We start from the raw sequence: 11,551 nt of genomic DNA, 5'->3' as shown, positions 1-11,551 counted from the left end.
ATTTTCAGGCCTCGTGATAGGGCAAGGCCGTCGGTCGGGGCAAGTGGGCGGAAGCGCCCGTCAGCGCCAAACCAGACAGGACGTTATGCTCGGCATCGGAAATCTGGCCAAGTCGATCTTTGGCACGCCCAACGACCGCAAGGTGAAAGCCACCCGCCCGCTGGTCGCGCAGATCAACGCGCTGGAGCCGCAGTTCCAGCAGATGTCCGACGCCGACCTGATCGGCAAGACGCGCGAGCTGCAGGGCCGCGCCCAGGCGGGCGAGCCGCTGGACCGGCTGCTGCCCGAGGCCTTCGCCAACTGCCGCGAGGCCGCGCGCCGGGCGCTGGGCCTGCGCGCCTTCGACACTCAGCTGATGGGCGGCATCTTCCTGCATCAGGGCAACATCGCCGAGATGAAGACCGGCGAGGGCAAGACGCTGGTCGCCACCTTCCCGGCCTATCTGAACGCGCTGGCCGGCAAGGGCGTCCATGTCGTCACCGTCAACGACTATCTCGCCAAGCGCGACGCCGAGTGGATGGGCAAGGTCTTTGCCCAGCTGGGGATGACCACCGGCGTCGTCTATCCCTTCCAAGCCGACGACGAGAAACGCGCCGCCTACAAGGCCGACGTGACCTATGCCACGAACAACGAGCTGGGCTTCGACTATCTGCGCGACAACATGAAGGGCTCGATCGAGGAGATGACCCAGCGTGGGCATTTCTTCGCCATCGTGGACGAGGTCGACTCGATCCTCATCGACGAGGCGCGGACGCCGCTGATCATCTCGGGGCCGTCGCAGGACCGCAGCGAGCTTTACAAGCTGCTGGACGTGATCGTGCCCGAGCTGACCGAGGCCCATTACAAGCTGGACGAAAAGACCCGCAACGCCACCTATACCGAGGATGGCAACGAGTTCATGGAAAAGCGCCTGCAGGCGGCGGGCATCCTGCCCCAGGGCCAGACGCTGTATGACCCGGAATCGACCACCATCGTCCACCACGCCAACCAGGCCCTGCGCGCCCACAAGCTGTTCCGGCGCGACCAGAACTATGTCGTCAAGGACGGCGAGGTGGTGCTGATCGACGAATTCACCGGCCGGATGATGGCTGGCCGCCGCCTGTCGGACGGGCTGCATCAGGCCATCGAGGCGAAAGAGGGCGTCGAGATCCAGCCCGAGAACGTGACGCTCGCCAGCGTGACCTTCCAGAACTATTTCCGCCTGTATGACAAGCTGTCGGGCATGACCGGCACCGCGGCTACCGAGGCCGAGGAATTCGCCGAGATCTACAAGCTGGGCGTGGTCGAGGTCCCCACCAACCGCCCGATCCAGCGCCAGGACGAGCACGACCGCGTCTATCGCACTGCGGCCGAGAAATACGCCGCCGTCATCGAGGCGATCCGCGAGGCGCATGGCCGCGGCCAGCCGCTGCTGGTCGGCACGACCAGTATCGAGAAATCGGAAATGCTGTCCGGGATGCTGAAGGCCGAGGGCATCCCCCACAACGTCCTGAACGCCCGCCAGCACGAGCAGGAGGCATATATCGTCGCCGAGGCCGGCAAGCCCGGCGCGGTGACCATCGCCACCAACATGGCCGGACGCGGCACCGACATCCAGCTGGGCGGCAACGTCGAGATGAAGGTGATGCAGGCGCTGGCCGCGAACCCCGAGGCCAACCCCGACGAGTTGCGCGCCCGGATCGAGGCCGAGCATGCGGCGGACAAGCAGGCCGTTCTGAACGCGGGCGGGCTTTTCGTCCTGGCGACCGAGCGCCACGAAAGCCGCCGCATCGACAACCAGCTGCGCGGCCGGTCGGGCCGCCAGGGCGACCCCGGACGGTCGCTGTTCTTCCTGTCGCTGGAAGACGACTTGATGCGGATCTTCGGGTCCGAGCGGCTGGACAAGGTGCTGTCGACGCTTGGGATGAAAGAGGGGGAGGCCATCGTCCACCCCTGGGTGAACAAGTCGCTGGAGCGCGCCCAGGCCAAGGTCGAGGGGCGCAACTTCGACATCCGCAAGCAGCTGCTGAAATTCGACGACGTGATGAACGACCAGCGCAAGGCGATCTTCTCGCAGCGCCGTGAGATCATGGAAGCCGACGACGTGGGCGACATCGCCGCCGACATGCGCCATCAGGTGATCGACGACCTGGTGGACGAATACCTGCCCGAAAAGGCCTATGCTGAACAATGGGATATCGAGGGCCTGCGCGCCGCTGTGATCGACCGGCTGAACATGGACCTGCCGGTGGCCGACTGGGCCTCGGAAGACGGCGTCGACCGCGAGGGGGTCGCCGACAAGATCCGCGCCGCCACCGACGCCTACATGGCGCAGAAGGCAGAACAGTTCGGCCCCGAGCAGATGGCGCAGATCGAAAAGCAGGTGATCCTGCAGCAGATCGACGGCAAGTGGCGCGAACATCTGGTGACGCTGGAGCATCTTCGCTCGGTCGTCGGCTTCCGCGGCTATGCGCAGCGCGACCCGCTGTCGGAATACAAGACCGAGGCGTTCCAGCTGTTCGAGAACCTGCTGGACGGGCTGCGCGGCGACGTGACCCAGAACCTCGCCCGCATCCGCCCGCTGAGCGACGCCGAGCGCGAGGAGATGATGCGCCAGTACCAGGCGCAGCTGGCCGCGCAGGCCGCCGCGATGCACCCCGAGCACGCAGAGGCCGAGGGCGGCGAGGTCTCCTCGCACGTCCCCGGCTTCGACGAGACCGACCCGACCACCTGGGGCGACCCGGCGCGCAACGACCCGTGCCCCTGCGGCTCGGGCGAGCGGTTCAAGAACTGCCACGGCCGGCTGGTCTGACGGGGAGTGGCAGAGGGCCGGGGCTGGGCCGGAACGCGACGGGCTGAAGTCGGACCGGAGTGGGGGACCTCAAGTCGCTAGGGGAGGCACGCCGGGCTCATGCGGCCTGCGCAAGTGGCTACCGCGGAGGATCGTCCTTCCGCGACCACCAGCCGGGGTCTTCTCGAGAAGGCGGGGATCCGAGCGACGAGGGGATGAGCGTCTCGGGTCGGCGCAGGAAATCGGTACGTTCGTTTAGACCAGGGTGTTACCCTTTTAGGCGAAAGCCCGGGTATCCGACAGCTTGCAAGCCGAAGGCGCGCATGGCCGGGGGTAGGCGCTGCGGTTGACTAGTTGGCGGACGGTCAGTCTGCCGCCCGCCAGCCATCTGTGAGTGGCACCAGCCGTTTCCGCGCTTCGCCCGCTCGCCTTTCCCCCGGTGAAGCTGAAAGCTCGGGTGTGCGGCCTGCGGTCGCCGAAGGCGCGCATGGCCGGGGGTGGGGGCTGCGGCTGACTACCTTGGCGGACCGTCGGCCAGCCTCCCGCCTGCTGTGAGCGGCACCACCGCCCGCCGTGCGCTCAGTCGCCTTGCCCACCCGGTGAAGCTGAAAGCCCGGTGTGCGTCAGCCTGCGGTCGCCGAAGGCGCGCATGGCCGGGGGGTGGGCGCTGGTGTTGACTACCTTGGCGGACCGCCCGCCAGCTGCCTGCGAGCCAGCGGCAACCAGCCGTCCCCGCCGTGCGCCCCTCGCCCTACGCGCGCACCCGATCCGCCGTCACCGTCCGTCCCTCGCCGCTACAGCAGCCCCGAGCTGCGGAAGCTCAGCTCGCGGCTCTTGCCGACGATCAGGTGGTCGTGGACCGTGATGCCCATGGTCTCGGCCGCGGCGATGATCTGGCGGGTCATGGTGATGTCGGACTGGCTGGGCGTCGGATCGCCCGAGGGGTGGTTGTGGACCAGGATCATTGCGCTGGCGTTCAGCTCCAGCGCGCGGCGGACGACCTCGCGCGGATAGACCGGGACGTGATCGACGGTGCCGCGGGCCTGTTGTTCGTCGGCGATCAGCACGTTCTTGCGGTCCAGATACAGGACGCGAAACTGTTCGATCGCGGCATGGGCCATCGTCGTGTGGCAGTAATCCAGCAGCGCATCCCAGCTGGTCAGCACGGGGCGGTTGATGACCCGGGACCGGGCGAGCCGCTGGGCCGAGGCCTCGACGATCTTCAGTTCGGCGATGATCGCGGGGCCCACGCCCTCGACCTGGCCCAGCTGGCCGGGTTCCGCGGACAGCACCCGGTTGAAGTCGCCGAAGTGGTCCATCAGCCGCCGCGCGACGGGTTTCATGTCCTGCCGGGGCACGGCGCGGAACAGGATCAGTTCCAGCAGCTCGTAATCCGGCATCGCCGCAGCACCACCCTGCATGAAGCGGTCGCGCAGCCGGGCGCGGTGATCGGCGATATACGAGGGCGGGCGGGTCGCCGCCATCGCCCGTTCGGCCATCCGGCCGGCCGAGCGCATGTCCACCGGGACGCAGTCATCATCGGCCGGCAAAAGACCGAAGAGCGCGGGCGGGGCTTCCTGAAAGGCACGATTCGCTGTCATGCAGGAACCCTGCCACACCGGTCGTTAAACGCCGGTTAATGCGCTCGGGCCGAAAGAAATCCCCGAAAGCCCCAGAAGGCCGCGTTCAGCCCCCCAAGCCGTCCCAGAACCCCTTGATCTTGGAAAAGAAGCTCGCGGTCTGGGGGTGGTTGTCGGCGGCGATCTCGTCGAATTCGCGCAGCAGTTCCTTCTGCCGCGCGGTCAGGTTCACCGGCGTCTCGACGACCAGTTCGATCACCATGTCGCCCGGCTCGCCGTTCATGCCCGCGCCGTGGCGCAGCGGCGGCATGCCCTTGCCGCGCAGGCGCATCTGGCGGCCGGTCTGGCTGCCGGCGGGGACCTTGACCCGGCTGCGGCCGCCCTCGATCGTCGGCACCTCGACCTCGCCGCCCAAGGCGGCGGTGGACATGCCGACCGGCACCTGGCAGGCCAGCGTCTTGCCGTCGCGGACAAAGATCGGGTGCTCGCGCACCTCGACGAAGATATACAGATCGCCCGCCGGGCCGCCGCGCATTCCGGCCTCGCCCTCGCCGGCGAGGCGGATGCGGGTGCCGGTCTCGACGCCGGCGGGGATGGTCACCGACAGGGTGCGGTCCTGGGCCACGCGGCCAGCGCCGGCGCAGGCCTTGCAGGGGTTCTTGACGATCTGCCCGTTGCCCGAGCAGGTCGGACAGGTGCGTTCGACGGTGAAGAAGCCCTGGCTGGCGCGCACCTTGCCCATCCCCGAACAGGTGGGGCAGGTGGCGGGCTCGCTGGCGCCCTCGGCGCCGGTGCCGTTGCACTCGGCGCAGGCGACGGCGCCGGGGACGGTGATGGTCTTGTCCAGCCCTTGAAAGGCCTCTTCCAGCGTCACCCGCAGGTTATAGCGCAGGTCCTGGCCACGGGCGGCCCGGGCGCGGCCCCCGCCGCCTTGGCGGCCGCCGACGAATTCGCCGAACAGGTCCTCGAACACATCCGCGAAGGCAGCGCCGAAATCTCCCTGGCCGCCGCGGCCGCCGCCGAAGCCCCCGAACCCGCCACCATCGAAGGCGGCATGGCCGAAGCGGTCATAGGCGGCCTTGCGCTGGGGGTCCTTAAGGCAGTCATAGGCCTCGTTCACCTCCTTGAACTCGCCCTCGGAGACCTTGCAGTCGGGGTTGAGGTCGGGGTGCATCGACTTGGCCTTGGTGCGGTAGGCCCGCTTGATCTCGTCGGCGCTGGCGCCGCGGGCGATCCCAAGAACGTCGTAGTAATCGCGTTTTGCCATCATGGTCCGTCGATCGTCGGGGCGGGGTCCGCGCGGGCGGACCCCTTCACGAAAAGACCGGCCCGCGAGGTGATCGCAGGCCGGTCCGGTTCTCATCCGCGCTTACTTGCGCTTGTCTTCGCCGAGATCCTCGAAATCGGCGTCGACGATGTCGTCATCCACGTCGCGCGGGCCCTCGGAGCGGTCGCCCGCATCATCCGAGGCCTGACCCGCCTTGTAGATCGCCTCGCCCAGCTTCATCGAGGCGTCCATCAGGTTCTGGATGCCGCCCTTGATCTTGCCGGCGTCTTCCGACTTGAGCGCCTCTTCCAGCGCCCCCGAGGCCAGCTCGATCGCCTCGACGGTCGAGCTGTCGACCTTGTCGCCATGCTCTTCCAGCGACTTCTTGGTCGAGTGCAGCAGGCTTTCGGCCTGGTTGCGGGTCTCGACCAGTTCGCGGCGGCCCTTGTCGGCCTCGGCATTCGCCTCGGCGTCGCGGACCATCTTCTCGATGTCCTCGTCCGACAGGCCGCCCGAGGCCTGGATGGTGATGTTCTGGGTCTTGCCGGTGCCCTTGTCCTTGGCCGAGACCGACACGATGCCGTTGGCGTCGATGTCGAAGGTCACCTCGATCTGCGGCAGGCCGCGCGGCGCCGGCGGGATGTCTTCCAGGTTGAACTGGCCCAGCAGCTTGTTGTCCGCGGCCATCTCGCGTTCGCCCTGGAATACCCGGATCGTCACCGCGTTCTGGTTGTCCTCGGCGGTCGAGAAGGTCTGCGACTTCTTGGTCGGGATAGTCGTGTTGCGGTCGATCAGGCGGGTGAACACGCCGCCCAAGGTCTCGATCCCCAGCGACAGCGGGGTCACGTCCAGCAGCACGACGTCCTTGACGTCACCCTGCAGCACGCCGGCCTGGATGGCCGCGCCCAGCGCCACCACCTCGTCGGGGTTGACGCCCTTGTGGGGTTCCTTGCCGAAGAAGGCGGTCACTTCCTCGACCACCTTGGGCATGCGGGTCATGCCGCCCACCAGCACCACCTCGTCGATGTCGCCCTTGGCGAGGCCGGCATCCTTCAGCGCCGCCTTGCAGGGGTCCATCGTCTTCTTGATGAGGTCGCCGACCAGGCTTTCCAGCTTGGCGCGGGTCAGCTTGACCACCATGTGAAGGGGCACGCCCGAGTTCTTGTCCATCGAGATGAACGGCTGGTTGATCTCGGTCTGGGTCGCAGAGGACAGTTCGATCTTGGCCTTCTCGGCGGCTTCCTTGAGCCGCTGCAGCGCCATCTTGTCCTTGGTAAGATCGACCCCGTGTTCCTTCTTGAACTCTTCGGCCAGGAAGTTGACGATCCGCATGTCGAAGTCCTCGCCGCCGAGGAACGTGTCCCCGTTGGTCGATTTCACCTCGAACAGGCCGTCGTCGATTTCCAGGATGGTGATGTCGAAGGTGCCGCCGCCGAGGTCATAGACCGCGATCGTCTTGCTGTCCTTCTTGTCCAGGCCATAGGCCAGCGCCGCGGCGGTCGGTTCGTTGATGATCCGCAGCACTTCCAGGCCGGCGATCTTGCCCGCGTCCTTGGTGGCCTGGCGCTGGGCGTCGTTGAAATAGGCGGGAACGGTGATGACGGCCTGCGAGACGGTCTCGCCCAGATATGACTCGGCGGTTTCCTTCATCTTCTGCAGGATCATCGCGCTGATCTGCGCCGGCGAATACTTTTCACCCCGCGCCTCGACCCAGGCGTCGCCATTGCCGCCATCGACGATCTTGTAGGGAACCAGCTTCTCGTCCTTCTTGACCTCGGCATCGGTCAGGCGGCGGCCAATCAGGCGCTTGACGGCGAAGATGGTGTTTTCGGGGTTGGTCACGGCCTGGCGCTTGGCCGGCTGGCCGACGAGCCGTTCGCTTTCGGTGAAAGCCACGATCGAGGGGGTGGTGCGGGCGCCTTCGGCGTTTTCGATCACGCGCGGCTGGCTGCCGTCCATGATGGCGACGCAGCTGTTGGTGGTCCCGAGGTCGATCCCGATGACTTTGGCCATTCTGTTACCTTTCTTGCGGCGATGTGTGCGGCACGGGTCCGGCTGCGGCCCCCGGGCCATGATCCCTTGGCTGACATGCCGGCGAACCGGCTTTCGCAAGGGTATATAGGGCGGCGATTTTCGCGTGCAAGCGCGACAGCGGGGCGAAGCGCGGTTGATGCGGCGGGGTCCGACGGGCCGGCCGGCAACCCTCGCCGCGGCGGTCCCCGGCCCCTCGGCGCGGAGGCGCCGCGGTGCGGTTACCGCCCGGCGCCCCAGCTGAGCGAGGCCGAGTTCCGGGTCACGAACTCCGCCATCAGCCCGATCATCAGCAGCGCCAGCGTGACATAGATCGGATAGCTCAGGCTGGAATTGTGCGGGGTGTAGTTCACGAACACGAAGCCGCGGGTCTGGTCGATGATGTGGAACAGCGGGTTCCAGTCGAACATCGCCAGCATGAAGTTGGGCAGGTTGTTGGCGGCGAACATCTTGCCCGAGGCGACCATGTTGGCGCGGCCAAAGACCTGGCTGATCATCTGCCCCGGCACCGGGAACCAGGTGCGGATGGACAGGAACACCAGCCCCAGCGCCGATCCCGAAAACCACGCCAGCACCAGCATCGCCAGCGTGCCGCGCCAGTTCTCGATCTCGATCGGGTTGATCAGCATGTGATAGATCGAGATCAGCACCAGCGCCGACAGCACGTTGGTGTAAAGCGCCGCCAGCGCCGCGCCCGACATGGCGATGGCGGTGTTCAGCGGCCCGTGCTTCATCATCTGGTTGGTCGACTTGCCGGCGCCCGAGACCTTGGCCATGGCGCCGTTGAAGGCCATGAACATGAAGATCCCGGACATGATGAACAGCAGGAAGTCGCCGCGGATGGGCGAGCGCTTGACGCCCATGACCCAGTACATGGCCAGGAAACCCGCCACCATCAGCACCGATTGCATCATGGTGATGAGGATGCCGATCACTGCATTGGCATGGGTCTGGCGCAGGGTGTGGACGGTCTGGTGATAGATCAGCGCCAGCGTCGTGAACGCCGCCTGGACGAGATTGCGGTTGCGGCGCTGGACGAACATGGCAGGCGGCCCTCGGGGGACTGGGACTCGGGAGTGGGGCAAGGGGCCGCGGCGGCCCGACAGGCGGCGAACGGGGGCCCGGCTTGCTCATCGGCCCGGCGCGGATCATAAGTCCGGGAACGAGATGATTCAATCGCGCTGCCGGACACAACTCTGGCAGGGGCTCGCCGCACGAGAGGGAAATCCATGCAATTCGACCGACTGACCTCGGAAATGCGGCGCCTCGCGATCGAGGCGGGCGCGCGAATCATGGCAATCTATGACGGCCCCGATTTCGAGGTGAAGTCCAAGTCCGACGCCTCGCCGGTGACCGAGGCCGACGAGGCCGCCGACGCGCTGATCTCGGCCGGGCTGCGCGCGGCCTTCCCCGAGGTGGCGCTGGTGACCGAGGAACAGGCCGCGACCCACGGGCAGACGCTGTCCACCTTCCTGATCGTCGATCCGCTGGACGGGACCAAGGAATTCGTCCAGCGCCGCGGCGATTTCACCGTCAACATCGCCTATGTCGAAAACGGCGTGCCGGTGCGCGGCGTGGTCTATGCGCCGGCCAAGGGGCGGCTGTTCTATACCACCGCAGATGGCCGCTCGGTCGAGGAAACCGGGCCGTTCGGGGCGCAGCCGGGCGCGACCCATCCGATCGGGGTCAACGCCATGCCCGACAATCGCGCGCTGATGGTCGTCGCCTCGAAATCCCACCGCGACCGGGCCACCGACGACTATATCGCCCAGTACGGCGTGCGGGACATGACCTCGGCCGGGTCGTCGCTGAAATTCTGCCTCGTCGCGACCGGAGAGGCGGACCTGTATCCGCGCCTCGGCCGGACGATGGAATGGGACACCGCGGCCGGCGACGCCGTGCTGCGCGGGGCGGGGGGCGAGGTGGTGCGCTTCGACGACCACAGTGCGCTGACCTATGGCAAGCCGGGGTTCGAGAACCCGTTCTTCATCGCCTATGCGCCAGGGGTGCTGCTGCACCCGCAGGGCTGAGCCCATGTCGGTGGTCATCGTCATCCCGGCCCGCTTCCAGTCCTCGCGTTATCCCGGCAAGCCGCTGGTCGAACTGCGCGGGGCGGGCGGCGCGGCCCGCAGCCTGATCCGGCGCAGCTGGGATGCCGCGATGGCGGTGTCCGGCGTGGACCGGGTGATCGTCGCCACCGACGACGACCGCATCGCCGACCACGCCGCGGGCTTCGGGGCCGAGGTGGCGATGACCTCGACCGCCTGCCGCAACGGCACCGAGCGCTGCGCCGAGGTACTGGGGCAACTGCCCGTCCCCCCCGAGATGATCGTCAACCTGCAGGGCGACGCGCCGCTGACCCCCGCCTGGTTCGTCGAGGACCTGATCGCCGGTCTGCGCGCCGCGCCCGCGGCCGAGGTGGCGACGCCGGTTCTGAACTGCTCGGGCGCGATGCGCGCCGACCTGATCGCCGACCGCGCCGCTGGCCGGGTCGGCGGCACGACGGCGGTCTTTGGCGTCGATCGGCAAGCGCTGTATTTCTCGAAAGAGGTGATCCCCTATGTGGGGCACGAGGTGGCGCCCGAATCACCCAGCCCGGTGTTTCACCATGTCGGCGTCTACGCCTATCGCCCCGCCGCGCTGACCGCCTATGCGGCCTGGCCCGAAGGCACGCTGGAACGGCTGGAAGGGCTGGAACAGCTGCGGTTCCTGGAACACGGCCGCCCGGTCCTGTGCGTCGAGGTCGAGGCCCGCGACCGCGAGTTCTGGGAGCTGAACAACCCCGCCGACGTCGCGCGGATCGAACAGATGATGCAGCGCATGGGCCTTGCCTGACGCGCGGCCCGGCCGCTGCAGGCCCGGTCGCCGCCGGGCAGCTTTTTGCAGCGCGGCGCGGAACTTTGCTGCGATGCAGCGGTTTCCCGCGCGGACTTGGCCCGCGACTTGCTGGCGGGACGTTTGACGTGGATAATGGGACCGGCCGCCCCCGGCCCTTGAGTGGAGTTCTTTGATGCAGCGCAAGGTTACCAAGGCGATCTTTCCCGTGGCCGGTCTGGGCACCCGTTTCCTTCCCGCCACCAAGTCGATCCCGAAAGAGATCATGACGCTGGTCGACCGCCCGCTGATCCAGTACGCGATCGACGAGGCTCGCGCGGCCGGGATCAAGGAATTCATCTTCGTCACCTCGCGCGGCAAGGGCGCGCTGGAAGACTATTTCGACCACGCGCACGAGCTGGAAAACACCCTGCGCAAGTCCGGCAAGGACGACCTGCTGGAACTGCTGCGCCACACCAACATGGAATCCGGCGCGATCGCCTATATCCGCCAGCACAAGGCGATGGGGCTGGGCCACGCGGTCTGGTGCGCCCGCCGCCTGATCGGTGATGAGCCGTTCGCCGTGGTGCTGACCGACGACGTGATCGCCGGCGACCCGCCCTGCCTGCAGCAGATGATCGAGGCCCATCACGAAACCGGCGGCAGCATGGTGGCGACGATGGAAGTGCCGATGGAAAAGACCCGGTCCTATGGCGTGCTGGACATCGCCGAGGACATGGGCGCCATCGTCCGCGCCCGCGGGATGGTCGAAAAGCCCAAGGAAAACCCGCCCTCGAACCTCGCGGTGATCGGGCGCTACATCCTCGCGCCGACGGTCATGGAAAACCTCAACAAGCTCAAGCAGGGCGCGGGCGGCGAGATCCAGCTGACCGACGCCATCGCCGACGAGATCGAGGAAGGCCGTCCGGTCTTTGGCCTGCGCTTCCGCGGGCAGCGCTATGACTGCGGGTCCAAGGCGGGCTTCCTGCAGGCGACGGTGGCCTTTGGCCTGGCGCGCGACGATCTCAAGGACGAGTTCGCCGAATACCTGCACGACGTGATCGCGATGCGGAAGGCGGCGGAATAAGC

Annotated in this window: 8 protein-coding genes; 4 read left to right on the top strand and 4 right to left on the bottom strand. The window is 67.2% G+C overall.

Going from position 1 to position 11,551, the window contains the following annotated elements; all coding sequences use genetic code 11:
- The first annotated feature begins 85 nt into the window (after window positions 1-85).
- Entirely contained in the window at window positions 86-2,791 is a 2,706-nt protein-coding gene (gene secA, locus IC63_RS08220) for a preprotein translocase subunit SecA (protein WP_036718945.1), read from the top strand.
- Between the two features lie 773 nt (window positions 2,792-3,564).
- Here secA and radC read toward each other — a convergent pair.
- The 4 genes from radC to IC63_RS08200 form a co-directional block, all read right to left on the bottom strand.
- Window positions 3,565-4,371 carry a RadC family protein gene (gene radC / locus IC63_RS08215; RefSeq protein WP_036718943.1) on the bottom strand — a complete coding sequence of 269 codons (807 nt, stop codon included), beginning with the start codon at window positions 4,369-4,371 and terminating at the stop codon, window positions 3,565-3,567.
- Window positions 4,372-4,456: 85 nt separating this feature from the next.
- Entirely contained in the window at window positions 4,457-5,617 is a 1,161-nt protein-coding gene (gene dnaJ, locus IC63_RS08210; RefSeq protein WP_036718997.1) for a molecular chaperone DnaJ, read from the bottom strand.
- Between the two features lie 102 nt (window positions 5,618-5,719).
- Complete coding sequence (gene dnaK / locus IC63_RS08205; protein WP_036718942.1) at window positions 5,720-7,630, bottom strand: molecular chaperone DnaK; 1,911 nt, start codon at window positions 7,628-7,630, stop codon at window positions 5,720-5,722.
- A 239-nt stretch (window positions 7,631-7,869) separates the two neighbouring features.
- Window positions 7,870-8,691: an ABC transporter permease gene (locus tag IC63_RS08200; protein WP_036718939.1), complete on the bottom strand. Its 822-nt coding sequence runs from the start codon at window positions 8,689-8,691 to the stop codon at window positions 7,870-7,872.
- A 186-nt stretch (window positions 8,692-8,877) separates the two neighbouring features.
- Here IC63_RS08200 and cysQ point away from each other — a divergent pair, with 186 nt between their 5' ends.
- The 3 genes from cysQ (at window position 8,878) to IC63_RS08185 (ending at window position 11,549) form a co-directional block, all read left to right on the top strand.
- Window positions 8,878-9,678: a 3'(2'),5'-bisphosphate nucleotidase CysQ gene (gene cysQ / locus IC63_RS08195; protein ID WP_036718936.1), complete on the top strand. Its 801-nt coding sequence runs from the start codon at window positions 8,878-8,880 to the stop codon at window positions 9,676-9,678.
- A gap of 4 nt (window positions 9,679-9,682) precedes the next feature.
- Window positions 9,683-10,483 (top strand): 3-deoxy-manno-octulosonate cytidylyltransferase, encoded by an 801-nt coding sequence (locus tag IC63_RS08190; RefSeq protein WP_036718935.1) that lies wholly within the window; start codon window positions 9,683-9,685, stop codon window positions 10,481-10,483.
- Between the two features lie 175 nt (window positions 10,484-10,658).
- On the top strand, window positions 10,659-11,549 hold the full coding sequence (locus IC63_RS08185; protein ID WP_036718933.1) for a UTP--glucose-1-phosphate uridylyltransferase: 891 nt from the start codon (window positions 10,659-10,661) through the stop codon (window positions 11,547-11,549).
- Window positions 11,550-11,551: the final 2 nt, after the last annotated feature.

Source organism: Paracoccus sphaerophysae (genome assembly GCF_000763805.1).
In the GTDB taxonomy this organism is placed as follows: Bacteria; Pseudomonadota; Alphaproteobacteria; order Rhodobacterales; family Rhodobacteraceae; genus Paracoccus; species Paracoccus sphaerophysae.
Note: the sequence above shows the minus strand (reverse complement) of the source record. Positions and strands in the feature narration are given on the sequence as shown.